At 66.0% G+C, this 26,011-nt stretch carries 21 protein-coding genes and 2 pseudogenes; 11 read left to right on the forward strand and 12 right to left on the reverse strand.

Going from position 1 to position 26,011, the window contains the following annotated elements; genetic code table 11:
* Window positions 1-63: 63 nt before the first annotated feature.
* The 3 genes from AC5P7F_RS02380 to AC5P7F_RS02390 all read right to left on the reverse strand — a co-directional run bounded on the left by AC5P7F_RS02380 (window position 64) and on the right by AC5P7F_RS02390 (window position 1,189).
* On the reverse strand, window positions 64-306 hold the full coding sequence (locus AC5P7F_RS02380; RefSeq protein WP_227864145.1) for a phage tail assembly protein T: 243 nt from the start codon (window positions 304-306) through the stop codon (window positions 64-66).
* A gap of 80 nt (window positions 307-386) precedes the next feature.
* Entirely contained in the window at window positions 387-731 is a 345-nt protein-coding gene (locus tag AC5P7F_RS02385; RefSeq protein WP_014647908.1) for a hypothetical protein, read from the reverse strand.
* Window positions 731-1,189, reverse strand: a complete 459-nt coding sequence (locus AC5P7F_RS02390; RefSeq protein ID WP_014037992.1) for a hypothetical protein — start codon at window positions 1,187-1,189, stop codon at window positions 731-733. Before AC5P7F_RS02390 ends, AC5P7F_RS02385 begins: the two co-directional genes overlap by 1 nt.
* Before the next feature lie 365 nt (window positions 1,190-1,554).
* On the opposite strand from AC5P7F_RS02390, the gene AC5P7F_RS02395 reads away from it, so the two are divergent.
* From AC5P7F_RS02395 to AC5P7F_RS02405, 3 genes are read left to right on the forward strand one after another with little or no spacing between them, the layout of a single operon-like run.
* Entirely contained in the window at window positions 1,555-2,226 is a 672-nt protein-coding gene (locus tag AC5P7F_RS02395; RefSeq protein ID WP_032957503.1) for a dienelactone hydrolase family protein, read from the forward strand.
* A complete protein-coding gene (locus tag AC5P7F_RS02400; RefSeq protein WP_014647910.1) occupies window positions 2,223-2,645 on the forward strand; it encodes an HIT domain-containing protein in 423 nt (140 codons plus the stop codon). Before AC5P7F_RS02395 ends, AC5P7F_RS02400 begins: the two co-directional genes overlap by 4 nt.
* Window positions 2,646-2,660: 15 nt before the next feature.
* Window positions 2,661-2,828: a LiaI-LiaF-like domain-containing protein gene (locus AC5P7F_RS02405; RefSeq protein WP_005418011.1), complete on the forward strand. Its 168-nt coding sequence runs from the start codon at window positions 2,661-2,663 to the stop codon at window positions 2,826-2,828.
* 106 nt (window positions 2,829-2,934) lie between these two features.
* Here AC5P7F_RS02405 and dcd read toward each other — a convergent pair whose 3' ends face one another.
* Entirely contained in the window at window positions 2,935-3,507 is a 573-nt protein-coding gene (dcd, locus tag AC5P7F_RS02410) for a dCTP deaminase (RefSeq protein WP_014037995.1), read from the reverse strand.
* Window positions 3,508-3,585: 78 nt separating this feature from the next.
* Entirely contained in the window at window positions 3,586-4,440 is an 855-nt protein-coding gene (gene apbC, locus AC5P7F_RS02415; protein WP_014647911.1) for an iron-sulfur cluster carrier protein ApbC, read from the reverse strand.
* 213 nt (window positions 4,441-4,653) lie between these two features.
* On the opposite strand from apbC, the gene AC5P7F_RS02420 reads away from it, so the two are divergent.
* The 7 genes and pseudogenes from AC5P7F_RS02420 to AC5P7F_RS02450 all read left to right on the forward strand — a co-directional run bounded on the left by AC5P7F_RS02420 (window position 4,654) and on the right by AC5P7F_RS02450 (window position 19,702).
* Window positions 4,654-7,443 carry a TonB-dependent receptor plug domain-containing protein gene (locus AC5P7F_RS02420; protein ID WP_014647912.1) on the forward strand — a complete coding sequence of 930 codons (2,790 nt, stop codon included), beginning with the start codon at window positions 4,654-4,656 and terminating at the stop codon, window positions 7,441-7,443.
* A gap of 387 nt (window positions 7,444-7,830) precedes the next feature.
* Window positions 7,831-10,809, forward strand: a complete 2,979-nt coding sequence (locus AC5P7F_RS02425) for a TonB-dependent receptor plug domain-containing protein (protein WP_164077429.1) — start codon at window positions 7,831-7,833, stop codon at window positions 10,807-10,809.
* Window positions 10,810-10,903: 94 nt separating this feature from the next.
* Window positions 10,904-12,931 carry a prolyl oligopeptidase family serine peptidase gene (locus AC5P7F_RS02430; RefSeq protein ID WP_164077430.1) on the forward strand — a complete coding sequence of 676 codons (2,028 nt, stop codon included), beginning with the start codon at window positions 10,904-10,906 and terminating at the stop codon, window positions 12,929-12,931.
* A 172-nt stretch (window positions 12,932-13,103) separates the two neighbouring features.
* Window positions 13,104-15,206 (forward strand): M13 family metallopeptidase, encoded by a 2,103-nt coding sequence (locus AC5P7F_RS02435; protein WP_032957470.1) that lies wholly within the window; start codon window positions 13,104-13,106, stop codon window positions 15,204-15,206.
* Window positions 15,207-15,421: 215 nt separating this feature from the next.
* Window positions 15,422-17,428: a M13-type metalloendopeptidase gene (locus AC5P7F_RS02440; protein ID WP_164077431.1), complete on the forward strand. Its 2,007-nt coding sequence runs from the start codon at window positions 15,422-15,424 to the stop codon at window positions 17,426-17,428.
* A gap of 123 nt (window positions 17,429-17,551) precedes the next feature.
* A pseudogene (locus AC5P7F_RS02445) lies at window positions 17,552-18,042 on the forward strand (VOC family protein).
* 76 nt (window positions 18,043-18,118) lie between these two features.
* Window positions 18,119-19,702 (forward strand): phytoene desaturase family protein, encoded by a 1,584-nt coding sequence (locus tag AC5P7F_RS02450; RefSeq protein ID WP_014647918.1) that lies wholly within the window; start codon window positions 18,119-18,121, stop codon window positions 19,700-19,702.
* A gap of 50 nt (window positions 19,703-19,752) precedes the next feature.
* Here the strand turns inward: AC5P7F_RS02450 and AC5P7F_RS02455 are convergent, their stop codons facing one another.
* The 7 genes and pseudogenes from AC5P7F_RS02455 to AC5P7F_RS02485 form a co-directional block, all read right to left on the reverse strand.
* The gene (locus AC5P7F_RS02455; RefSeq protein ID WP_126411223.1) at window positions 19,753-20,424 is read right to left on the reverse strand and encodes a rhomboid family intramembrane serine protease; all 672 of its coding nucleotides are present in this window, start codon (window positions 20,422-20,424) and stop codon (window positions 19,753-19,755) included.
* 93 nt (window positions 20,425-20,517) lie between these two features.
* Complete coding sequence (locus AC5P7F_RS02460) at window positions 20,518-20,946, reverse strand: MGMT family protein (protein WP_401730001.1); 429 nt, start codon at window positions 20,944-20,946, stop codon at window positions 20,518-20,520.
* The gene (locus tag AC5P7F_RS02465) at window positions 20,853-21,773 is read right to left on the reverse strand and encodes an EamA family transporter (RefSeq protein WP_164077432.1); all 921 of its coding nucleotides are present in this window, start codon (window positions 21,771-21,773) and stop codon (window positions 20,853-20,855) included. The genes AC5P7F_RS02460 and AC5P7F_RS02465 overlap by 94 nt, the downstream gene beginning before the upstream one ends.
* Before the next feature lie 160 nt (window positions 21,774-21,933).
* Window positions 21,934-23,292 (reverse strand): glutathione-disulfide reductase, encoded by a 1,359-nt coding sequence (gene gorA, locus AC5P7F_RS02470; RefSeq protein WP_126411224.1) that lies wholly within the window; start codon window positions 23,290-23,292, stop codon window positions 21,934-21,936.
* Window positions 23,289-23,441 (reverse strand): annotated as a pseudogene (locus tag AC5P7F_RS02475) (amino acid dehydrogenase); the annotation flags it as partial. The pseudogene AC5P7F_RS02475 and the gene gorA, both read right to left, overlap by 4 nt.
* A gap of 35 nt (window positions 23,442-23,476) precedes the next feature.
* Window positions 23,477-24,721: a DUF418 domain-containing protein gene (locus tag AC5P7F_RS02480; protein ID WP_041863671.1), complete on the reverse strand. Its 1,245-nt coding sequence runs from the start codon at window positions 24,719-24,721 to the stop codon at window positions 23,477-23,479.
* A gap of 99 nt (window positions 24,722-24,820) precedes the next feature.
* Window positions 24,821-25,303, reverse strand: coding sequence for an FKBP-type peptidyl-prolyl cis-trans isomerase (locus AC5P7F_RS02485; protein WP_014647924.1), 483 nt, complete (start codon window positions 25,301-25,303; stop codon window positions 24,821-24,823).
* 111 nt (window positions 25,304-25,414) lie between these two features.
* Between AC5P7F_RS02485 and AC5P7F_RS02490 the strand changes: the two genes are divergently transcribed.
* Window positions 25,415-25,954 carry a C40 family peptidase gene (locus AC5P7F_RS02490; RefSeq protein ID WP_026347086.1) on the forward strand — a complete coding sequence of 180 codons (540 nt, stop codon included), beginning with the start codon at window positions 25,415-25,417 and terminating at the stop codon, window positions 25,952-25,954.
* Window positions 25,955-26,011: the final 57 nt, after the last annotated feature.

The following is a 26,011-nucleotide window of genomic DNA, read 5'->3' on the forward strand; positions in this document are numbered from 1 at the left end:
GCAGGGCCCCAGGTTCGATTGCATGCCACCCATCGGAGAAGCAATGCCCTGCCCCGCCCGGAATCACGCCGCAGCGTTGCGCCGCGATGCGCTGCCGAACAGTTCCAGCAGCTGCTGCGAGCGCTCCTTTGCCGCCCTCTCCGGCGACGCACGCGGTCGCACCAGCAGGAAGTCGTCGGCAGTGGTCGTATTGCCGTGCACCTGCGCCAGCACACTGGTCAGCTGGGCGAGCATCCCCTGCAGGGGCTGGTCCAACGGCTCCAGGCGTGCGAACGCATACATCTCCGAGAGCTGGCGGGAGGTCACTCCCGCCAGCAGGTGGTCCGGATGCGGGAGGCCCAGCCTCCACGCGATCCGGAACTGAAGCCGGCGCTCAGGCCGGCGGATCAGTTTTTTTCCAGCTCTCCCACGGCCGCATCGCCGAGCGCATTGAGCGTCTGCGCGACACGGAACACGCGATCCAGCGCCGCGGCCGATTTCGTGCCCAGCTGGGCCACCTCGTGGTCGGAGAACAGGCGCTCGCCCATTTCATCGACCAGGCACAGGCCGACGAATCGCGCGCGGAAGTCATCCACCTTGGGCGTGTCACCGCCATAGGTCTCCTGCTCCCAGCGATCACGGTCACGCGCCGACATCATCGCCACGCGCACGCTGCCGCCCCATTCGGGTACGGCGACGTCCTCGTGCCGGCGATCCTGCGCGTCCAGGATCTGCTGCTTGCCCAGCAGCATCACGGGGTGCCGCCAGCGGCCACGGTTACCAGCGCGAACTCACGCGGCAGCAGGTCCGCAGTGAACGTCAGCACCTGGTTGGTGCCCGGGGCCACGTTGAAGGCGGCGACCTTGGCGACGAAGGTAGCGGCATCGCCGGTGGGCAGCACCATCAGGAAGTGCAGGTCGGCATCCGGATCGGCGTCGCGCAGGATCTCCTGGCCTGCCGAGCTGCCGACCGGCCAGCGGTGGCCGGACACCTGCACGGCCTGGCCGCCGGACAGACCCGCGATGTTCTCCATCTGCTTGGAACGCAGGTTGGTGGCATCAAGGGTGTTGGCCTGGCCGCGGCCGAACGGGAAGGCGGTCAGGCCGTCGATTTCGGTATAGCCGGCCGGATTGTTCGGCGCGGTCGGGGCGGTACCGGCCTTCACGTACAGCGCGGAGTCCTGGGCGGAAATGGCTTGATTGATGGACATGGTGTTGAATCTCCTGGAAATGAAAAAGCCGCCTTGCGGCGGCTGGGGTTCGGGGTGATCAGGCTCGGGGCTGCCTGCAGTGGGTCATCGTGGCTGGCCCGTCACAGCCACCGGTTGCGCGTTGCGATCCGCAACACGCGGACAACAAAAAAGCCCCCGGCTCGCGCCGGAGGCTTGTATGTCATCGTGGCTGAAAGCTTAGGCTGTGGGTGTGCACCGGTCAATGCAGAAACAGCCCTCTGCACCGCCTTGGGAACGCACTGCCGCAAACCCGCAGCCGCCCGATCCGGCACAGCCGCTGACGCCGCGCTAACCGGCGCAGCGCCGACAATGCAGCTCTGTTCCCAGCAACGAGGAAGATGACGATGGCCGAGTGGATCACCCTGGATACGCATCACGGCCCGGTACGGGCCTGGCAGGCCCTGCCGGACGGCACCGCGCGCGGCGGCCTGGTGGTGGTGCAGGAAATCTTCGGCGCCAACCCGCACATCCGCAGCGTGGCCGAGCGCTTCGCAGCCGAAGGCTATGCGGTGCTGGCGCCCTCGTTCTTCGACCTGGTCGACGGCCCCGACGCCGACCCGGATGCGCTGCCCTACGACGCCGAGGGCGTGAAGCAGGGCCTGGAACGGGTCGGCGCGCTGGGCATGGAACGGGCGCTGGAGGTCGTGCGCGCGGCGGCCACCCGGCTGGCGCCCTACGGCAAGGTCGGCACCGTCGGCTACTGCTGGGGCGGCACGGTGGCGATGCTGTCCGCACTGCGCCTGGGGCTGCCGTCGGTCAGCTACTACGGTGCGCGCAACGTGCAGTTCCTCGACGAGGCGCCCAAGGCCCCGGTGATCTTCCACTTCGGCGCCCAGGACCGCAGCATCCCGCCGGAAGCGGTCCAGGCCCACCGCGAGAAGCTGCCGCAGATGGCCACCTACGTCTATCCGGCCGATCACGCCTTCAACCGGGAGGTCGGACATGCGTATGATCCAGACAGCGCCGCCCTGGCGCTGCAACGCACCCTGGACTTCTTCTCGGAGCATCTTGGATGAGCGAATTCGAACTCGATTCACGCCTGGCCACCGATAGCGTGCTGGTGGCGGAAGGACCGTTGTCGCAAGTGCGGCTGATGAACGACGAACGATTCCCCTGGCTGGTGCTGGTACCGCGCCTGGCCGGGGTGACCGAGTGGATCGAGCTGGACGGCGAGCAGCAGGACAAGCTGCGCACCGAGCTCAACCGCGCCTGCAAGGCCCTGAAGGGTGCCGACGGGGTGGAGAAGATCAACATCGGGGCGCTGGGCAACATCGTGCGCCAGCTGCACTTCCATGTCATCGGCCGCCATGACGGTGATCCGGCCTGGCCGGGCCCGGTCTGGGGCAGTGGCCCGGCGCACCGCTACGAGCCGGCGGCGCTGGACCAGCATGTCGCCTACTGGAAGGAACGGCTAGGATATCCGGCCCAGTCCTGAGCCTTCGCCGACCCGATGCGATTCAACCTCGTTGCCGCCGTCCTGCTGATCCTGATCGGCCTGTTCATGCTCGCCAGCAATCTCGGCTGGACGCACCTGAACCTGTCCAAGCTGCTGTTGACCTGGTGGCCGGTGGCCCTGGTTGGTGTCGGCATCGCGATGCTGTTCGGTCGCGGCAAATAAGGAAGGCGGCGCATTGCGCCGCCTTCCCTCATGTAGAGCCGAGCCATGCTCGGCTTCAATGCAGGGCAACCGAGCATGGCTCGGCTCTACAAATCGCCTGCAATCGTCAGGTCCGCGGCAGGGTCACGCCGGTCTGGCCCTGGTACTTGCCGCCACGGTCGCGGTAGGACGTCTCGCAGACGTCATCGGCGGCCGCCTGGAAGAACAGCATCTGTGCCACGCCTTCGTTGGCGTAGATGCGCGCCGGCAGCGGCGTGGTGTTGCTGAATTCCAGGGTGACGTGGCCTTCCCATTCCGGCTCCAGCGGCGTCACGTTGACGATGATGCCGCAGCGCGCGTAGGTGCTCTTGCCCAGGCACACCACCAGGGTATCGCGCGGGATGCGGAAGTACTCGACGGTACGCGCCAGCGCGAAGCTGTTCGGCGGGATGATGCATTCGTCGGCGGTGATGTCGACGAAGCTGCCCGAGTCGAAGTGCTTGGGATCGACGATCGTCGAGTTGATGTTGGTGAACACCTTGAACTCGCGCGAGCAGCGCACGTCGTAGCCATAGCTGGACGTGCCATAGCTGACGATGCGCTGGCCGTTGGCCTGCTTCACCTGCCCGGCCTCGAACGGCTCGATCATGCCGTGCTGCTCGGACATGCGGCGGATCCAACGGTCACTCTTGATGCTCATGCTTTGTCCTGGGGGTACGAGGGGGCGCGAGGATTCTAGCAGGGGCCCGGCCTCGGCCGGCGGCCCCTGCCCCGGCCCTTACAGCAGCGACGACAGGATCGGGATCGAAGCCCGCGGGCGCCTGCCCACTTCCTCGATCAGGCGCTGTGCGGCATGGCGGTAGGCCTGGGCCGGCGCCGAATCCGGCTGGGCGACGGTGATCGGGGTGCCTGCATCGCCCTGTTCACGGATGCCGATCTGCAGGGGCAGAGAGCCCAGCAGCGGCACGCCGTACTGCGCGGCCATGCGCTCGCCGCCGCCCTCGCCGAACAGGTGCTCGATGTGCCCGCAACTGCTGCAGGTGTGCACCGCCATGTTCTCGACGATGCCCAGCACCGGCACCTCGACCTTCTCGAACATCTTCAGCGCTTTCTTCGCGTCCAGCGTGGCGATGTCCTGCGGCGTGGTGACGATCACCGCACCGGCCAGCGGAATCTTCTGGGTCAGGGTCAGCTGGATGTCACCGGTGCCCGGCGGCAGGTCGATCAGCAGGAAATCCAGGTCGTCCCACAGGGTGTCGTTGAACAGCTGGGTCATCGCCGAGGTGGCCATCGGGCCCCGCCAGATCATCGGCGTGTCCTCTTCGATCAGGTAGCCGATCGACATGGTGTCCACGCCAAAGGCACGCAACGGCTCGATGCTCTTGTTGTCCGGGCTTTCCGGGCGACCGGACAGGCCCAGCATGGCCGGCACGCTCGGCCCGTAGATGTCCGCATCGAGCACGCCCACGCGCGCACCGAGCTGCTGCAGCGCCACGGCCAGGTTCACCGAGGTGGTGGACTTGCCGACGCCGCCCTTGCCCGAACCGACCGCGATCACGTTGCGGATGCGGGCATGCGGCGTAAGTCCCTTCTGGACCTGGCTGACATGGGGACGGCGGGGAGAACTGTTCACAACGGGCACCGGCGGGGTCAGGGGGATAACCCGACATCATACAAGCTGGATGCAAGCTGACTGAAATTCAGGAATGCGACAGATTCGTGCACAGATTGTTAAGTTCATGTTACGTTCGATGAGCACTGTTTTGAGCTGCGGAGCCGGATATTCCAGCCCGCGCGATGGCGCATGCGCAGTGCCGTTTTTGTTTTTGCTCTCCAATGGAATTACATGAAACACGTCAGCAATACCGCACGTCGCAACACGCTCGCCGTCGCCCTGATGTCCGCTCTGATGGCCGCCGCCCCGGCAATGGCCCAGGACAAGGCGACCAACCTGGACAAGATCACCGTCACCGGTTCGCTGATCCCGCAGACCCAGGTCGAAACCCAGACCCCGGTGATGTCCATCACCGCCGAAGACATCCAGACCCGCGGCTTCAGCAGCGTTGCTGAAGTGCTGCAGCAGTCGTCGCTGACCACCGGCGGCCTGCAGGGTGGACAGACCTCGGGTGCGTTCACCCAGGGCGCCGAAGCCGCCGGCATGTTCGGCCTGAACCCGGGCTACACCAAGTACCTGATCAACGGCCGCCCGATGCTCTCGTATCCGGCGCTGTACAACGGCAGCGAGTCGTTCAACAACATCAGCGGCATTCCGATCGACATCGTCGAGCGCATCGAGGTCCTGCCGGGCGGCCAGTCGTCGCTGTACGGCTCGGACGCGATCGCCGGCGTGGTCAACATCATCCTGAAGGAACGCATGGACGGCGGCACGATGTCGATCCGTGGCGGCACCTACACCGAAGGTGGTGGCAGCAACATCCGCTTCAGCGCCGCCAAGGGCTTCAATGCATTCGACGACCGCTTCCACGCGCTGGTCAACGTGCAGATCGAAAACGGCAGCCCGATCTGGGGCTACCAGCGTGACATCACCAAGCAGAACAACCCGGTCGGTTACACCGCACAGCTGCCGTCGAACGACTTTGCCGTCATCGGCAACGCCGACAACAAGCTGTACATGATGGACCCGACCCGCTGCGCCAACGTCGCAGGCCTGTACGACGGCACCACCACCGTCGGCAAGCGTGCATCGGGCGAATCGTGCGGCTCGGTGTACAGCGCCGGCTACAAGACCCTGAAGAACGGCAAGAACAGCGGCCAGTTCTACTCGTCGATGACCTTCGACGTGAACGACAACTTCCAGCTGTTCGCCGATGTGCTGTACAGCAAGGAGAAGACCGAGTTCACCTCCGGCTCCAGCGCCCTGTGGTGGGGCACCAAGTCGGTGATGGGCGGTTTCTACGACCAGGGCCTGGGCAAGGTCGTGAACCTGCAGCGCGCCTTCGCACCGGAAGAAATCGGCCCGGGCCACTACAACAACATCCTGAACTCCGATGAGAGCCGTTCCTACCAGGTCACCCTGGGTGGCAAGGGCATGGTCGGCGACTGGGACTACAGCGCCAGCTTCACCCGCGGCGAATACCGCCTGGACCAGAACCGCTTCGCGCGCTGGAAGGACAAGATCGAAGGCTTCTTCGGCGACACCGTGCTGGGCCCGCGCCTGGGTACCACCGCTGATGGCTTCGGCATCTACAACCCGGACTACGCTGCGTTCTACTCGCCGATCACCCCGGACCAGTTCGCCAGCTTCACCGGCTATGGCACCCACCGCAGCAAGACCTGGCAGAACCTGGGTCGCGTGCAGGTGACCAACGGGTCGCTGTTCTCCCTGCCGGGCGGCGACGCCGGCCTGGCCGTGGTGCTGGAAGGTGGCAGCGAAGGTTGGGATTACTCGCCCGACCAGGCCTTCGTCGATGGTAACGCCTGGGGCGCCACCGCCGTGGCCGGTGCCGGCCACCGCAGCAACTACGCGGTGACCAGCGAACTGCGCATGCCGGTGTTCGAGTCGCTGACCATCAGCGCCTCGGGCCGCTACGACGCCTTCAAGATCGCCGACAAGACCGTTGACAAGGCCACCTACAGCATCGGCCTGGAATACCGCCCGGTTGAGAGCCTGCTGCTGCGCGGCAAGTACGGCACCGCATTCCGTGCGCCGACCCTGTCCGATGCCTTCCAGGGCATGAGCGGCTCGTTCGCCTCCGGCCAGAACGACTACTACCGCTGCAGCCAGATGGGCTACGCGCTGCGTGACGAAGCCTGCTCGTTCTACAAGACCACCTCGGTGTACAGCGAAAAGTCCGGCAACCCGGACCTGAAGCCGATCACCGCCGACGTGTGGAGCGCGGGCGTGGTGTGGGCCCCGGTGAGCAACTTCTCGCTGTCGGTCGACTACTACAACTGGAAGATCAAGAACGAGGTCAAGACCCTGAGCACCGACCAGCTGCTGCTGGCCGAGTACCAGTGCCGCAACGGCCTGCCGAACAACACCTCGGCCAGCTGCCAGAACGTGACCGACTGGGTGTCCCGCGACGCCGGTGGCAACCTGGCCCGCGTGTACACCCCGAAGCTCAACGTGGCCAGCCAGAACCTGGAAGCGGTGACCGTCGGCGCCAAGTACCAGCAGGACCTGGGCCGCTTCGGTTCGCTGATGTTCTCGGGCAACTACACCAACATGCTGAAGCGTGAAGTGGTGCCGCTGCCGGGCGCACAGAAGCTGGATCTGCTGAGCGATCCGTACAACATGTGGTACTACGACAACTTCGCCAAGGTGCGCGGCGATGTGTCGGTGGGCTGGGCCATCTCCAAGTTCACCACCACCCTGTACGCCAACTACGTCGGCAGCACCCCGAACTACCTGGCCTACACCGGCCGCAGCTATGACTACGTCCACTCCTCCGGCGCCAAGGCCGGCAAGTGGGGCTCGTACACCACCTACAACATGAGCCTGAACTACCAGGCGCAGGACGATCTGACCCTGTCGCTGATGGTCAACAACGTGTTCAACAAGCTGCCGGAAGGCCAGCGCTACAACTACCCGGGCAACGAATCGACCCCGTTCAACGACGGCTTCTACAGCGTCTACGGCCGTCAGATCTCGGCCCAGGTCAAGTACGACTTCTGATCCCGTCGTATTCCGGACTGCGTGTCTGGACCAGGCCCCGCTTCGGCGGGGCCTTTTTTTGTCCGTCGCACAGCACGGCCACATCCCGTTCACGGTTCAGACACGTTTGACATGAACCGAAACAAATCAATACATATCAATGAGATGAAGGAGAAATGGGCGCTCCTGTCACTGCAAGGCGCGCCCATCACCCACAGCTTCATGACTCCCTCGTGAACGTTTGACAGGCTCGGTTAATGTCGTGTTAATCTCGGGTCATCGGCACGTGAAGCCGGTACCAGCGCCGGGTGGCAGCACGCTGCCGACCCCGGGCAAGGGGCACACGGAGACGCCGACAAGGACCTGTCCCGGTGTACGACGCAATCATTCGATTCAAGGGGATTTCAGATGATCAATCGCAAGTCGCTCAGCAAGCACCCGCTGAGCTTCGCCCTCGCCTCCGCCGTGCTGCTCGCTGCGGCTGCCCCGGCGATCGCACAGGACGCCTCGAGCTCGACGCAGACCACCGAAGAGGCATCCAAGTCCAAGGCCACCAATCTGGATACGGTGACCGTCACCGGCTCGCGCATCAGCCGCGACGTGTTCAACTCGGTCTCGCCGGTGCAGGTCGTCACCCGTGAAGAAACCACCCTGGCCGGCTTCAATTCGACCACGGCGGCCCTGCAGAGCACCGCGGTCACCGCCGGTGCGGCGCAGATCAACAACGCCTATGGCGGCTACGTCACCGACGGTGGCCCGGGCGCCAACACCCTGGGCCTGCGCGGCCTCGGCCCGACCCGCACCCTGATCCTGCTCAATGGCCGCCGCGTGTCGCCGGCCGGTACCCGCGGCTCGGTGGGCTCGACCGACCTGAACGTGCTGCCGAACTCGATCGTCGACCGCGTCGAAATCCTGAAGGACGGTGCGTCCTCGATCTACGGCTCCGACGCCGTTGCCGGCGTAATCAACATCATCACCAAGAAGAAGGTCGATGGCGTCAGCTTCGAAGCACAGCACAACGCCACCGATGGCGGCGGCGGTGAAGAGCGCCGTTACTCCATCATGTTCGGTGCCACCGGCGAGCGCTCGCACTTCTCCGGCTCCTATGAGTACTACACCCGCAACGAGCTGACCCTGGCCGACCGCAGCTGGGCCGGTGGCTGCCCGACCGACATGTACCGCGACATCGACGCGGGCGACTATTGGGGCAGCGGCGACTTCATCGACCCGCTGACCGGCAAGCCGAAGTGCTGGTCGCTCGATGCCGGCGGCACCACGCTGAACACCATCGGCACCAACACCCGTACCGGTGTTGCGGCCCCGGGCGGCGCCGGCACCCGCTTCAACCGCTGGCGCCCGAATGCGGCCATCACCACCGGCCTGGTGGGCTACGAAGGCGTGGACCTGAACACCCGCGACACCTTCGATCCGGCCATGCGCAACCAGTCGCTGATCTCGCCGACCAAGACCCACACCCTGTACCTGCAGGGTGGCTTCGACCTCAACGCACTGGGCGATGCCGAGCTGTACTACGAGTTCCTGGGCAACAAGCGCAAGTCGACCCAGACCGGCTATCGCCAGCTGACCCTGGACTATGCCGTGGGCAGCCCGCTGATCCCGGCCAACCTGCGTGACAGCGTTGCCGGTGCTCCGACCGACCAGACCAGCGGCAAGAACCTGGGCGTGCGTGCGTTCATCGGTTTCGGCAACGACACCAACAAGCAGAACGTCGACTTCCTGCGCTTCAATGCCGGCCTGCGTGGCCACCTGAGCTCGGAGTGGAACTATGACTTCAACGTCATGCACTCGCGCAGCGACGCCGACTACACCTTCGAGAGCTTCCTGACCAGCCGCCTGCGCCAGAGCCTGGACGTGGTCTCCAACGGTGCCGGTGGCTATGTCTGCCGGGACGGTTCCAACGGCTGCATCGCCGCGCCGGCGCTGAACACCAACACCATCGGTGGCAAGCTGCCGCAGGACTGGAAGGACTGGGTGTTCGTGCCGGTCACCGGCAACACGCTGTACAAGGAAACGACGGTCAACTTCAACGTCAACGGCCCGCTGTTCGACATGCCGTACGGTTCGGCCGGTGGTGCATTCGGCGTCGAGTACCGCAAGGCACGCATCGACGACACCCCGTCGCCGTACTCGATCAATGCCGACCTGTACAACCTGACCAACGCCACTCCGACCCGCGGTTCGGACTCGGTGTTCGAAGCCTACGGCGAACTGGAACTGCCGCTGCTGTCCGGCGTCACCGCTGCCGAGGAACTGACGGTCAACCTGTCCGGCCGCTACACCGACTACAAGTCCTACGGCTCGGATGAGACCTACAAGATCGGCGCGCTGTGGACTCCGGTGAAGTGGCTGTCGTTCCGTGCGTCGTACGGCACCTCCTACCGCGCACCGGCGCTGTTCGAACAGTTCCTGGGCGGCACCACCGGCTTCCTGAGCAGCAGTGCCGACCCCTGCAACGAGTATGGTGATCGCAACCCGAGCTCGCCGCGTTACCAGAACTGCGCATCGCTGGGCCTGGCACCGGACTACCTGGCCACCCAGGGCGTGACCGTGGTCACCCAGGGTGGTGCCGAGGCCGGCCTGGAAGCCGAAACCTCCAAGGCCAAGACCCTGGGCGTGGTGATCCAGCCGGAATTCGGCAGCGGCTTCGGTGACCTGTCCTTCGCCGCCGACTACTTCGACATCGAAGTGAAGAACGGCGTCGACAGCGCGGGCGGTGCGAACATCCTGTCGCGCTGCTACGACAGCGGCAGTGCCGACTTCTCCTCCGGTTCGGGTCTGTGCCGCCTGGTGGCCCGCAACCCGGTCAACAACCAACTGGTGGTGACCAACGGCTTCATCAACCTGTCCACCGACAAGGTCCGTGGCCTGGACTTCACCACCCGCTATGTCCGCGAAATCGGCCCGGGCACCCTGCGCACCACGCTGCAGTTCACCCACTACCTGGAACAGGCCAGCAAGGTCTTCTCCGACGATCCGCTGGTGGACTACAACGGCATGCTGTCGCGTCCGGAAAACACCGCCTCGCTGGACCTGAGCTACAAGTGGAAGAACTGGCAGGTGCGTTACGGCCTGGACTGGATCGACAAGATGGACAGCTACGCGTACTACGAGGAGCGCAACCCGGGTGACTTCGATCCGGCCACCTCGGCGTACAAGCTGTACACCCCGAACTACTTCCTGCAGGCCATCTCGGTGAAGTATGAAGCGGACAAGTGGTCGGTCACCGGTGGCGTGCGCAACTTCGCCGACCGCAAGCCGCCGACCATCTCCCAGGGTGTCTACAGCACCGTCGGCAACGCGCTGCTGTACAGCGGCTTCGACTACTTCGGTCGCAGCTACTTCCTGAACATCACGCGTTCGTTCTGATCCTGCTCCCTGCAACCGCCGCCCTTCGGGGCGGCGGTTCCATTTCAGGCACCGGATTCTCCGCAGGCCGGTGCCAACGCATTCCGAGGTTGCAATGAAGCGAGCCCTGCTGCTGGCGGCCCTGGCCAGCCTTTCACCGTTGCTGCACGCCAAGCCTGTGGCGCCCACCATCGAACAGATGGCCGCCTTCCCGGCCATCTCCAGCCTGTCGTTGTCACCAGACGGAAAACACATCGCCGGCCTTCGCGCCGATGGCGAGGAGCGCGTGATCGTGGTTTGGCGGACCGATGCACTGGACAAGCCACCCACGGTGATCGGCGCCAACCGCATGAAGTTCCAGAGCGTGTCGTTCATCAAGAACGGACAGCTGGCCGTCGTGCTGTGGCAACCCTACGACCTGCGCGCCGACCGGGTGACCAAGACCTTCGTCAGCAAGTTCTTCATCACCGACATCGAAGGCAAGCAGTGGAAGGAGCCGATCACGCCGCCGCGCGCCTCCAGTCGCAATGAAGAGCTCGAGCAGGCACTGGCCAACGCCACGGTGCTCGACACCCTGCCCAACGATCCCGACCACATCCTGGTGGTCAACGGTTCGGGCAGCAGTTCCGGTGACGTCTACAAGGTCGACCTGCGCAACTTCACCTCCCAGCGCATCCAGAAGACCGAAGAGCGCGTGGCGGGCTATATCACCGACCTGGACAGTGAACTGCGGGCACGCCTGCGGCAGGACGTCGACGGTACCGGCGCCTACGTCGCCACCGAGTTCCGCTCGCCTGCCAACGGTGCCTGGGAGGAGCATTTCCGCTCCTACGTGAAGAACCGCGACGTCAACCAGGTGATCGGCTTTGCCGATGATCCGAACATCGCGTTCGTACTCAGCAATGTCGGCCGCGACAAATCAATCGTCTACGAGTACGACATCACGGCCCGCAAGCAGAAGGAAGTGCTGTTCGAGCACAAACTGTTCAACGCCGGCTCGATGCTGATCAACCGCCACCGGAGCGGTGCGGTACCCTTCGGCGAGATCATGGGAATCGGCTACGCCGGTCCGCGCGGCGACGACATCCAGTGGACCTCTCCGCGCATGAAGGCCCTGGACCAGGGGCTGCGCCAGGCGCTTGGCATCCGCCAGGAGCCGCTGGCGATGGTCGATACCGCGAACGGCCAGCGCTACACCGCCAACTACGATACAGGCCTGAGCTACCGCATCGTCGACTACACCGCCGATCTTTCCAATGTGCTGGTGGCTACCTCCGGCCCTTCCAACCCGCCCGAGTATCACCTGCTGCACGACGGCAAGCTGACCCTGCTGGCCAAGACCTATCCGCAGATCCAGCCAGCCGCGCTGGGCACCACCCGGCTGGTCTACTACAAGGCACGCGACGGGCTGGACATTCCGGCATTCCTGACCACGCCCAGCGCCGAGCTGTGCGGTGCCGGCCCGTGGAAAGCCGTGGTGCATCCGCACGGCGGCCCGTGGGCACGCGATGGCATGGACTTCGACGGCTCGATGTGGGTACCGCTGATGGCATCACGCTGCATGGCGGTCCTGCGCCCGCAGTTCCGCGGCTCGGCCGACTGGGGCCGCAAGCTGTGGATGGCCGGTGATGCCGAATGGGGCCAGAAGATGCAGGACGACAAGGACGATGGCGCGCAGTGGATGATCGACCAGAACATCGCCCAGCCCGGCCACATCGCCATGTTCGGCTTCTCCTATGGCGGCTACTCGGCGTTCGCGGCTTCGGTGCGTCCCAATGGCCTGTACAAGTGCGCCATCGCCGGTGCCGGCGTTTCGGACATCAAGAAGATCTGGTCGCGCTTCTATACCAACCCGTTCTTCCGCCAGGCCCAGGCGCCGACCGTGGCCGGCCTCAACCCGGTCGACAAGGCCGATGAAATGAAGATTCCATTGATGGTCTACCACGGTGACCGCGACCGCACGGTGCCGATCGAGCAGTCGGAGTGGTTCGTGAACAAGGCCAGGGGTTCGGGGCAGCCGGTCGAGTTCCACGCCATCGCCGACTACGCGCATGGTCCCGCCTGGACCCGCGCGATCATGGGTGACCAGCTCAGGCTGATCGACGACTACCTGGGCAAGGGCTGCGGCGGCGGCGGCCTGTAAGCCGCACCGCTTCCTGCAAGGGCGCCCACGGGGCGCCCTTGCGCGTTCTGGCCCTTGCGCCCGGACATGACCTTCGACACCCTTGCAGGCCAGGCCGGCGGCGTATCGTTCGGCCCACGGCCGTACCTGCGGCTTCTCCCTGACTCACTCGGCCTGGAGGCCAAGAATAGTGATGACGCGCACTCCCAAGATCGTCCTGCTCAGCCTGGCCGTGTCGGCCGTGCTGGCCGGCTGCGGCAAGAACGAAACCCCGGCCAAGGATGCCGCGACCCCCGCCCCGGCCACCGCCGAAGCCACCACCTACAAGCTGGACGACAGCAAGCTGCCGGCCTACAACGCCTTCCAGCCGAGCGACCTGGACACCACCAAGGACGCGTGCACCGCCTTCGGCGACTACGTCAACAGCAAGTGGCTGGCCGCCAATGAAATCCCGGGCGACCGCACCAGCTGGGGCGCGTTCACCATCCTCGACGAACGTTCGGTGGCCGTGCAGCACCAGCTGGCCGAACAGGTTGCGCAGGTCAAGAATCCGAACCACATCGAGAAGATCGTCGGCGACCTGTGGGCCACCGGCATGGACGAAGCCAAGATCAACGCCCAGGGCATCGAGCCGCTGAAGGCCGACCTGGCTGCGATCGACGGCCTGCAGGACAAGGCGGCCATCGCCAACTACCTGCGCACCAGCGCCGCCAAGGGTGACAACCTCCTGTTCGGCTTCGGCGCTGAAGCCGACTTCAAGAACTCCGGCGTGAACATGGCCTATGCCAGCCAGGGCGGCCTGGGCCTGCCGGATACCACCTACTACACCGATGCCAAGAACGCCGACAAGCTGAAGGCCTATCAGGCGCATGTCGCCAAGGTGCTGGAGCTGTCCGGCGTGGCCGCGGCCGATGCAGCCAAGCAGGCCGAGGACGTGGTCAAGTTCGAAACCCGCCTGGCCAAGGCCTCCAAGTCGCGCGTGGAGCTGTCGCGCAACGTCGAGCTGTACTACAACCCGGTCACCCTGGCCGACGCCGACAAGCTGACCCCGAACTTCAGCTGGACCGAGTTCTTCAAGTCGCAGGGCGTGGCCGCGCCGGAGAAGTTCTCGCTGGCCATGCCGGCCTTCCATGAGGAAGTGAGCAAGTCGCTGGCCGACACCGATCCGTCGGTGTGGCGCGCCTACCTGCGCTTCCACACCGTGGACAGCGCCTCGCCGTACCTGGCCGATGCCTTCGTGCAGGAGAACTACGAGTTCTACGGCAAGACCCTCAACGGCCAGAAGGAGCAGAAGCCGCGCTGGAAGCGTGTGCTGGGCACCATCGAAAACGATGCCGGTGAAGCCTTCGGCCAGCTGTACGTGAAGGTTGCCTTCTCGCCGGAAGCCAAGGCGAAGATGGAAGAACTGGTGAAGAACCTGGCCGCCTCGCTGAAGGACCGCATCCAGGGCCTGAGCTGGATGAGCGAGGAAACCAAGGCCAAGGCCATCGCCAAGTGGGAAACCTTCACCCCGAAGATCGGTTACCCGGACAAGTGGCGCGACTGGTCGGGCCTGCAGACCCAGCGCGACAGCTACCTGGGCAACGTGCGCGCGGCCAACGAGTTCAACTACAAGTTCAACCTGTCCAAGATCGGCAAGCCGGTGGACAAGACCGAGTGGGGCATGACCCCGCAGACCGTCAACGCCTACTACAACCCGCTGCAGAACGAGATCGTGTTCCCGGCCGCCATCCTGCAGCCGCCGTTCTTCGATCCGAAGGCCGACGACGCGCTGAACTACGGCGGCATCGGTGCGGTGATCGGCCATGAGATGACCCACGGTTACGACGACCAGGGCGCACGCTTCGGGCCGACCGGCAACATGGAAGACTGGTGGACCCCGGCCGACAAGAAGAACTTCGAAGGCCTCACCGGCAAGCTGGTCAAGCAGTTCGACCAGTACAAGGTCGACGGCCAGGCAGTGAACGGCCACCTGACCCTGGGCGAGAACATCGCCGACCTGGGCGGCCTGGCCACCGCCTACGACGCCCTGCAGAAGGCGACCGCCGGCAAGGAAGATGCGAAGGTCGACGGCTTCACCCGCGACCAGCGCTTCTTCTTCAACTGGGCCACCGTGTGGCGCACCAAGTACACCCCGGAAAACGCCAAGGTCCGCCTGGCCACCGACCCGCACGCCCCGGCGCAGTTCCGTGCCATGGGTGCGCCGTCGAACCTGCCGACCTTCGCTGCCGCGTTCCAGTGCAAGGCCGGTTCGCCGATGGCCCGCACCGGCGAGCAGCAGGTGGTGATCTGGTAAGCCACGGCTGACGCTGCGGCAGACCTGCAAAGGCCCGGGAATCCCGGGCCTTTGTTTTTCACAGCGCCCGTCATCCACGCATGGCTCAGGCCGTTGGTAGATGCCGACCCTGGTCGGCGCACGGCCCAGCGGCGCCACCGTGACGCGTGCATGCCGCGCCCATGCACAGCTTGCTATAGTGCGCGCGCCCTCAATCCATCACGGATTCGTTCCACATGCCCAATTTCCGTCCGCTTGCCATCGCCCTGGGCATCAGCCTGGCGACGCTGGTCCCGACCCACGATGCGTTCGCCGCCAAGAAGAAGGCCGCGCGCGCCCCGGCCGTCAGCGCCCAGTGCAGCGACTTCTACGACGCCACCAACGCAGGCTGGCTGAAGGCCAACCCGGTGCCGCAGACCGGTGCCACCACCGCGCTCGGCCAGCTGGTCGAGCGCAGCCGCCAGCAGCAGCGTGAACTGCTCGACGCCGCGATGAAGTCGCCGCAGGGCAACGTGCAGAAGCTGCTGGGCGACTTCTGGGCCAGCGGCCTGGACGAAGCCGCCGTGGAAGCGGACGGCTCCAACCCGATCGCGCCGCTGCTGACCCGCATCAACGCCATCAAGAAGGCCAAGGATGTGCCGGCCTCGATCGCCGCGCTGCACCAGGTGGGCATCCCGGTGGCCTTCAACTTCGGCCCGGACGTCGACCTGAAGGCGCTGGACCGCCACATCGGTTACTTCATGCAGGGCGGCATGGGCCTGCCGGACCCGGCGTTCTATACCCGCACCGACGCCGATACCGTGGCGCTGATGGCGCGCTACCGCAACTACGTCAAGCAGATCCTGGCGCTGACCGGCACCCCGGCGGCCAGGCTCGATGCCGAATCGCAGGCGGTGATCGCGCTGGAGACCGAGCTGGCGCGCAATGCGCAGTCGCTGGCCGGCATCAACAACCCGTTCAACAACTACGCGCCGATCTCCACCAAGGAGCTCAACAGCCGTTACCGCAACCTGCAGCTGGACGCGTTCCTGAAGGCACAGGGCGTGGACGACGACCTGGTCTCGCTGGCCGACCCGGGCCTGTTCAAGCAGCTCGATGGCATGGTCACCAAGCTCAAGCCGGACCAGTGGAAGGCCTACCTGCGCTGGCGCGTGGGCGACTCGATGGCACCGTACCTGTCCAAGGCCTACCGCGACGCGGAGTTTGAATTCCGTGGCCGCGTGCTGCGTGGCGAAACGCTGCCGCCGCAGCGCTGGGAAGACGTGCTGGAGGCGATCAACGTGGCCGCCGGCCCGATGGTCGGCCGCGAATATGCGGCCCGTTACCTGTCGGCCGAAGACCGTCGCCAGGCGGCGTGGATCGTCGACAAGCTGCGCGAAGTGCAGATCGAGGCGGTCAAGAACAACAGCTGGATGAGCGCCGAAGCCAAGACCGAAGCGCAGGCTAAGCTGGCTGCGCTGAAGATCGAGATCGGCACCCCGTTGCGCGACCTCGACTACAGCGTGCAGCCGATGGGCCGCGGTTCGTTCGGCGGCAACATGCTGATCGCGTCGACCTGGCGCCACCGCGAGGAAATGAAGCGCATCGGCAAGGGCAACGCCGACCGCCGCTGGGACGTGCTGCCGCAGCAGCCGTCGCTGGCCTACGACCTGGCACAGAACCGCCTGATCGTTACCGCGGCGATCCTGCAGGGCCCGGTGTTCAATGCCAAGGCCGACGCCGCCGACAAGTTCGGCAGCTTCGGTGGCCTGGTCGGCCATGAGCTGACCCGTGCGATCGACGCCAAGGGTGCACTGGTCGACGCCAAGGGCGAACTGCGCAGCTGGTGGACCCCGGCCGACAAGACCGCCTGGACCCTGCTTGGCAACCGCGTGGCCGCGCAGTACAGCGCCTACGATTTCCCGGGCGTGAAGGGTGCCAAGGTCAACGGCACGCTCACCCAGGAAGAGAACCTGGCCGACATCGCCGGTCTGGAACTGGCCTGGGCGGCCTATACCGCGCAGGAGCCGAAGGCCAAGCCGGCACAGCAGCAGGGCTTCTTCCGCGCCTGGTCGGCGTTGTGGGCACAGCAGCTGTCGCCGAACGAGGCCGTGCGCCGCCTGACCGCCGACATCCGCGCGCCGGGCCTGTGGCGCAGCAACGGCACGCTGGCCAACCTGCCGGCATTCGGTGCCACCTTCAGCTGCAAGGCCGGCCAGCCGATGCAGCGCAGCGAAGCCGACCAGATCAAGGTCTGGCGCTGAGCCACGCGCACTACCCGTAGTACAGGGGGCGCCTTCGGGCGCCCTTTTTTGCGGGTGCAGCACGATCCCGGGTTAACACCGCGCGTGCTATCGCTGCGGCTTCGTCCATCGCGGAGCCCCGACATGGCACACAAGAACACGATCTGTCTCTGGTACGACAACGGCGCGCTTGAGGCCGCCACTACGCCAGCATCCTGCCCGACAGCGCGGTGATCGCCGTGCATCACGCCCCCGGCGACTTTCCGGATGGCAAGGAAGGCAACGTGCTGACGGTCGAGTTCACGGTCTGCGGCATTCCCTGCGTCGGCCTCAACGGCGGCACCGCGTTCAAGCACAGTGAAGCGTTTTCCTTCCAGATCCAGACCGAGGACCAGGCCGAGACCGACCGCCTGTGGGATGCGATCGTCGGCAACGGTGGACAGGAAAGCCAATGCGGCTGGTGCAAGGATCGCTGGGGCATCTCCTGGCAGATCAGCCCGCGCATGTTGATCGAAGCCGTGACCAGCAAGGACAAGGCATTGGCCAAGCGCGCCTTCAACGCGATGATGCCGATGAAGAAGATCAACATCGCCACCATCGAAGCGGCAATCAAAAAAGGGGACGGAGGGGATTAAGTCGTTTCTCCCCATGCCCCGTGTGCAGATGCAGATTGCGACTTAATCCCCTCCGTCCCCTTTTTGCGAGGTGTTGATGTCCTGGGATGCGATCGTCGTTGGTGGCGGCCACAACGGCCTGGTCTGCGCGGCCTATCTGGCGCGCGCTGGAAAGAAGGTGCTGGTGCTGGAACGTCGTGGCGTTCTCGGCGGTGCTGCAGTCACCGAGGAATTCCATCCCGGCTTCCGCAACTCGGTGGCGTCGTACACGGTGTCCCTGCTGCAGCCGAAGGTGATCGACGACCTGCAACTGCATGCGCATGGGCTGCGCATCATCAATCGCCCGGTCAACAACTTCCTGCCGATGGAGGATGGTCGTTATCTGCTGTCGGCACCGGGCCGCACCCAGGCAGAGGTCGCGAAGTTCTCCGAGCGGGATGCGCAGCGGCTTCCCGAATACGAAGCGCGCCTGGAGATCTTCGCCGATGTGCTGCGCGCGTGGGCCCTGCGCGCGCCACCGGATGCCGGCGTTGCGGGTGGTTGGCGCGCGTTGCCTGCGCTGTGGCAGATGGGTCGTCTTGGTCGTGAACTGGCCACGCTGGATGCCTCGCTGCGGCAGGAGCTGCTGGACCTGTTCACGCTGTCGGCAGCCGAGTATCTGGATCGCTGGTTCGAAAGCGAACCGATCAAGGCGCTGTTCGGCTTCGATGGCATCGTCGGCAACTACGCAAGCCCCTATACACCGGGCAGTGCCTACGTACTGCTGCACCACGTATTCGGCCAGTGCAATGGCGTGAAGGGTGCGTGGGGCCATGCGATCGGCGGCATGGGCGCGATCAGCCAGGCGATTGCAGCCTCGGCACGCGAGGCCGGAGCGGAACTGCGCGTGGAGGCCGGCGTGCAGCGCGTGCGAATCGAACAGGGCCGCGCGGTGGGCGTCGAACTGGCCAACGGCGAGATCCTGCGCGCACGCACGGTGGTCGCCAACGTCAATCCGAAACTGCTGTACGAACAATTGCTGGAACCGGCACAGGTACCCAACGCGACACGCGAACGCATGGCGAACTGGCGCTGCGGTTCCGGCACGTTCCGGATGAACGTGGCGCTGTCGCGGCTGCCGGAGTTCCGCGCCCTGCCCGGGCCCGGCGATCACCTCAGCGCCGGCATCATCATGGCACCCAGCCTGGATTACATGGACCGCGCCTGGCTGGATGCGCGCCGCGACGGTTGGGCGCGCGAACCGATCGTGGAAATGCTGATTCCGAGCACGCTGGACGATTCGCTGGCGCCGCCCGGGCAGCACGTGGCCAGCCTGTTCTGCCAGCATGTGGCGCCGGTGTTGCCTGAAGGCCGGCATTGGGACGATCACCGGGAGACCGTGGCCGACCTGATGATCGCCACCGTCGAACGGCATGCGCCCGGCTTCACCGCCAGCGTGCTCGGTCGGCAGGTGCTGTCGCCGCTGGATCTGGAACGCACCTTCGGCCTGGTCGGCGGCGACATCTTCCACGGCGCACTGAGCGCCAACCAGCTGTTCTCGGCACGGCCGATGGTCGGCCAGGCCGGCTATCGTGGCGCCCTGCCCGGGCTGTACCTGTGCGGTTCGGGCACACACCCCGGCGGTGGCGTCACCGGTGCACCGGGGCACAACGCGGCGCAGGTGGTGTTGCAGGATCTGTAGAGGCGTGCCCACCAACGGTCGGCACCTGCAGCGTCAAATGATCCTTCGGATCATTTGACGCTGCGCAGATGGTTCGGGCGCTTCGGTGGGCCGGGCGGGCGGCGCCTGAACGGCGGCTGCCCGCGCCAGTAGCGGATCAGCAACCAGCCGAACAGCATGCCGCCGAGGTGCGCGAAGTGGGCCACGCCCGGCTGCCAGCCGGTCATGCCCAGCACCAGCTCGCCCACACCGAACAGGATCACGAAAGTGCGCGCCTTCATCGGGATCGGCGGGAACAGCAGCATCACCCGCTGGTTCGGGAACAGCATGCCGTAGGCCAGCAGCAGGCCGAACACGCCGCCGGAGGCGCCCAGCACCGTGGCAGGGTTTTCCAGCAGCGTACCCACCAGCAGCTGGCAGACACCGGCACCGGCCACGCACACCAGGTAGTACAGCAGGAAGCGCTTCTCGCCCCAGGTCTGCTCCAGCGGCGCGCCGAACATGAAGACCGCCAGCATGTTGAAGAACAGATGGCCGAAGCTGCCATGCAGGAAACCGTAGGTCAGCAGCTGCCAAGGCTGGAAGTTGCCACCCGGCGAGAACGCGTCGAAGCCCTGCTGCAACGGTTGCAGCATGAACGGCTCGAAGGTCTGCATGCCGAGCAGGAACGGCTGCTGCAGCAGGAACAGGATCGCGTTGGCGATCAGCAGGGCCTTGGTGACGGTTGGCAGTCGCGGGAACATGGGAGCACCGGCATGGAACGGCCTCCATCATAGCCGCAGCATCGTGTCTTGTTGGCGACCCGCAGGTCCGGCCTGTTCAGTCGCCAGCGGTGCTCAGCCCGGGCCCCACACCGCTGCGTCCAGCGCCGCCGCCGGATCGGTCGCCGGCATCCGCACCCGGCCGTTCTCCACCCGCACACCCTCGGCGCGCAACCGTTGTGACTGCTCGCGCCAGCCGGCCGACCCTTCTTCCATGGCAATGCGCCCGTCCGAGCGCAGCACGCGGTGCCAGGGCAGGTCCGGGTCGTCGTTCTGGCCCAGGATGCGTGCGGTCAGGCGTGCACGCCCGGGCAGGCCCGCGCGCATCGCCACCTGGCCGTAGCCCATCACCTGCCCCGCCGGGATTGCGCGGATCACCGCCAGGATGCGCGCACGCGCCTGCTCCGGCGTCAGCGCCGCAGGCGGGTCACCAGCAGAACGCCGATCAGCACCAGCACGGTGCCGGCGATCTGCGCCGGCCCCATCGGTTCGTCGAGCAGCCATAGGCTCATCACGATGGTGGAAACAGGGCCCAGCATACCGACCTGCGCGGCCAGCGACGAACCCACGCGCTGCACCGCCAGCATGATCGCCAGCACCGGCAGCACCGTGCACACGGTGGCATTGACCAACGACAGCCACTGCACCGGCGCCGGTGCCTGCCACAGCAGCGGCAGCGGATGGGTCACCGCGAAATGCAGCAGCACCAGCACGCTGGCCACGCAGCTGGCATAGGCGGTCAGCCGCACCGCACCGATGCGCGCGACCACCTGCCCACTGCCGAACAGGTACAGCGCATAGCTGAGGGCACTGCCCAGCACCAGCAGGCTGCCGACGATGATCTGCCCACCCTCGCGCTGCAGATCGTGGCCGAAGGCCAGCAGCACGCCGAGGTAGCTCAGCACCAGCGCACCGATCTGCAAGCGGCCCGGCCGCTGGCGCGCCAGCAGCACGTTGATCAGCAGTACCAGGGTCGGGTTCAAGTACAGGATCAGCCGCTCCAGGGTCACGCTGATGTACTGCAGTCCCTGGAAGTCGAGCAGGCTGGACAGGTAGTAGCCGGTGAAGCCCAGCCACAGCACGCGGGCACGGTCGGCCCAGGACAACGGCTCGGCCCGGCGCGCGGCCCACGCTGCCATCAACGCGAACAGGGGCAGCGCCATCAGCATGCGCAGGGCGAGCAGCGTGGTGGCATCGACGCCGTGGCGCAGGCCGAGCTTGACGATGATCGCCTTGCCCGACGCGGCGATGGCGCCGATCGCGGCCAGGCCGATGCCGCCCAGCGCAATGCGTGGGGAAGCAGTGGCGATGCGGGAAGCGGGAGTGGACATCAGGACGACGGCGGGCCGCGCAGAGCGGCCCGGTAAGGCGTGGGGGACGCTCATTGTCGCATGGGGGCGCCCGCTGCCCTGTAGAGCCGAGCCTGCGCTCGGCGTCGCCAGGCCGGGGCGAAAGGCTGCCGAGCAGGGCTCGGCCCCACAACATCCCGGCTCAGCGCATCAGCACCACTTCTTCGGCCGAGGTCGGGTGGATCGCCACGGTGTCGTCGAACTGGGCCTTGGTCGCGCCCATCTTCACCGCCACCGCAAAGCCCTGCAGGATCTCGTCGGCCGCTTCGCCCAGCAGGTGGATGCCTACCACGCGTTCTTCCGGACCGGCACAGACCATCTTGAACAGGCTGCGCTGGGTACCATTGGCCAGCGCCTGCAGCATCGGGCGGAAGCGGCTGTGGTAGACGCTCACCTGGTCGAAACGCCGGCGCGCTTCTTCCTCGCTCATGCCCACCGCGCCCAGCGGCGGATGCGAGAAAACCACGCTGGCCACGTTCTCGTAATCCATTTTGGACTGCGGGCGCCCCCCGAACAGGCGGTCCATCAGCCGCCGCGAAGCGGCCACCGCCACCGGGGTCAGGCCGACCTTGCCGGCGATGTCACCGACCGCGTGCACGCTCGGCACGCGAGTGGTCTGCCACTCGTCCACCTGCACCTGGTCGTGCTCGCCGATGTCGATGCCGAGCGCTTCCAGACCCAGGCCACGGCTGTTGCCGCGGCGGCCGGCAGCGAAGAACACCGCATCGAACACACTGTCGATCGGGCCGTCATGGCCGAACGCCCGCACGCGCTCGCCATCGCGCTGCAGTTCGCGCAGGCGATAGTCGAAATGGATCCGCACGCCCTGCTGTTTCAGGTTCTCGGCCAGCTGATCGGTCAGCTCGTAATCGAAGCGCTCCAGCAGGCGCTTGCCGCGCACCAGCAGGCTCACGCGGCTGCCGAGCGCCTGCAGCAGGCCAGCCAGCTCCACTGCGATGTAACCACCACCGATGATCGCCACCTCGGCCGGCGCCGCACGCAGGTCGAAGAAATCGTCGGAGACCAGGCCCAGCTCCGCGCCGGGAATATCCGGACGCAGTGGATGCGCGCCAGTGGCGATCAGGATGTGTTCGGCGCTGTAGCGCACGCCATCACTGCAGGCCACGGTGTGCGCATCAAGCAGATGGCCACGTGCCGGAATGCGCACCACGCCGGTTTCGTCCAGGCGCTTGTGGTAGCTGGTGTGGATGTTGCTGATGTAGGCCTGGCGATGGATCACCAGTTCCTTCCACGACAGCGCCGGGCGTGCCTCGACATCGAAGCCCATCGCATTGGCCAGGCCGATGCGCTCGTGCAGGTCGGCCGCCAGCCACATCGCCTTCTTCGGCACGCAGCCGACATTGACACAGGTACCGCCCAGTTCGCCGGGCTCCAGCATCGCCACGCGCTTGCCATGCTGCGCGGCGCGGATCGCACCGGCCAGGCCGGCGGAGCCGCCGCCAAGGACGATCAGGTCGTAATCATAGGATGCAGTGCTCATCGGAATCGCTCGGGTCGGTAAGGGGCAGGATCGATCGCTGGCGTGTGGCCGCAGACGAGATCGGCGATCCGCTGGCCGATGCCGGCGCTCATGCTGACGCCGAGCATGCCATGCCCCGCTGCAGGCCAGACGTGAGGATGCGCGGGCGCGCGGCCGATCAGCACAGCGCGTGCGCGCTCATCGCTCACCCCTGCTTCGTCCTGCGCCGCATCGGTGGCCACTGCCGGTAGGTCATTGCACGCCACAGCCATTCCATCGGACCAAAGCGGAAGCGCGCCAGCCACGCGTGCGAAACAGCCACCTGCACGGCAAACAACAGCAGCGCGAACAGCAGCTGCACGCTGCGCGGCATCATCTCGAACCTGCCCAGGCCGTAGTGGTAGAAGGTCCAGGTACACAGCAGCGACTGGCCAAGATAGTGGGTCAACGCCATGCGCCCCACCGGCGCCAGCCACGCCAGCCGCGTGCGCCAGTGCACGATCCACGCCAGGTAGCCCAGGCACATCGGCAGCCCGCCAACCGTGACCAGGGCCATCGCCGCGGTCACCGGCAGGTTGTAGGCGCCGGGTGCGAGGTAGGGTTTCCAGGCAACCCCCAGCAGCGTGACCAGCAGCCCCAGCGGCAGTGCGATCCAGCGCAGCGACGCGTACAGCCGCGGGAAGCGCTCCGGCGTCGCCAGCGCGCCACTGCCGGCGAACCAGCTGCCGAGCAGGAACATGCCCAGCACTTCCGGGCCGCTGATCAGCAACGCGCCCATCGAGGTGCCGAACTCGCTCAGGCGCTGCACAGTGGCCTGCGCCCAGCTGCCCTGCCCGTACACCTGCCGCTGCAGGTCGATGCTCTGCTGCGCCTCGGCAAGCATGCCCTGCACCTCTTCGGCCGAAGCCATCGACACCATCGCACCCACCAGCAGCATCATCGCTACACCGCCGAGGTAGACGATCACGCCCATCCACGGGAGCCAGCTGCGCGGCGCCTCGCGGCAGGCCAGCAAGGGCAACGAGACCAGCGCATACATCACCAGGATGTCGCCGGACCAGACCAGCAGTGCATGGCACAGGCCGATCAGCAGCAGGCCGGCGCTGCGGCGCAGGTAGAACGGGGTGAAGTCGCGCCCGGCCACCTCGGCGCGTTGCGCCATCACCGCAAAGCCGGCACCGAACAGCAGCGAGAACAGGGTGAAGAACTTGCCCTGCACGAACACATAGACGAAGGCGTCGGCCCAGTAATCGATGCCCCGCCAGTGCACGTCAATGCCGGTGAAGGCCAGGTCCAGCGGGCCGCTGAAAGCCTCGATGTTCATCAGCAGGATGCCCAGCAGCGCAGCACCACGCAGCACGTCCAGCACGGCGATGCGTTCGCCGGAAGCCACCGGCTGCAGGGAAGGAGAAGCGGCGTTCACGGGGCGTCCGTCAGGCAGGTCCGCCATTATGCCGCCGGCCCGTGCACCATGGATGGCCGCGGCGTGTTCCAGAAACGCAACGGCCCGCCGAAGCGGGCCATTGCTGCCATCACGATCGCGCTGCGATCAGTGCTGGTGACCGCCGTCGCCGTGGACGTGGCCGTGGTCCAGCTCTTCCTTGCCGGCTTCGCGCACGTCGACGATTTCGACGTCGAAGTGCAGGTCCTTGCCAGCCATCGGATGGTTCAGGTCAACGTCGACGACGCTCATGCCGACCTTCTGCACGGTCACCGCACGCGGGCCGAAGTTGGTCTGCAGCACGACCTGCTGGCCCGGCGCCAGCTTGGTATTGCCGAAGTGCTTCTTCGGCACGCGCTGGGACAGGCCCTCACGACGCTCGCCGTAGGCATCGGCCGCCTTGACGTCGACGTTGAAGGTCGCGCCGGCTTCCTTGTCCATCATGGCGTTTTCCAGGCCCGGGATGATGTTGCCGTGACCGATCAGGATCGCCAGCGGCTCGCCGCGGTCCTTGGACGATTCGATCGGCTCCTGGCCGACTTCGGAAACGGTGTAGTGGAAGCGGACAACGCGGTCTTTTTCGATCTTCATGCGCAACTCTGTCTGGATCTGCCGGAGGCAGGCGGGTTGGGGCGGGTTGTCGCCCGGCGGGGACGCCGCCATCATGGCGGCCAATCCAAGGTGGCGCATTATCCGGAGATCATGCACATCACGCCAGTTTCGTCCGGCCAGCGCCGGTTTCTCGCCCCGGCCCTGCTGCTGGCCCTGCCCCTGTTGATGACCGCCTGTGGCGGTGGCAAGGCCACCCGCCCGGCCCCGCCCCCGCCCACGGCGAACTGGCCAAAGACCGTGCCGGACAACCCCGAGGCTGCCAACTCGGTGCTGATGCGCGCCATCAGCCTGGTCGGCACGCCCTACCGCTATGGCGGCAACACCCCGGATTCGGGCTTCGACTGCAGCGGCCTGGTCGCTTATGTCTATCGCGAGATGCTGGACCTGCGGCTGCCGCGCACCTCCCGCGACCTGGCCGCGGTGCAGGGCCCGAAGATCGACCCGCAGCGCCTGGCCACCGGCGACCTGGTGTTCTTCGGCAGCCGCGGCAGCGTCACCCACGTCGGTATTTATGTAGGTGAAGGGCGTTTCGTGCATGCGCCGAGCACCGGCGGCACCGTGCGCCTGGACTCGCTCAGCGGTCCCTACTGGAAGGACCACTACACAGGGGCGAAACGCGTCCTTCGCTAAAATGAACAGGCGATATATTCAAAACTGTGACGAACATCACTGTGCAACTAACGAATT

The organism is Stenotrophomonas sp. YJH_SMC_105-26 (genome assembly GCF_059368915.1).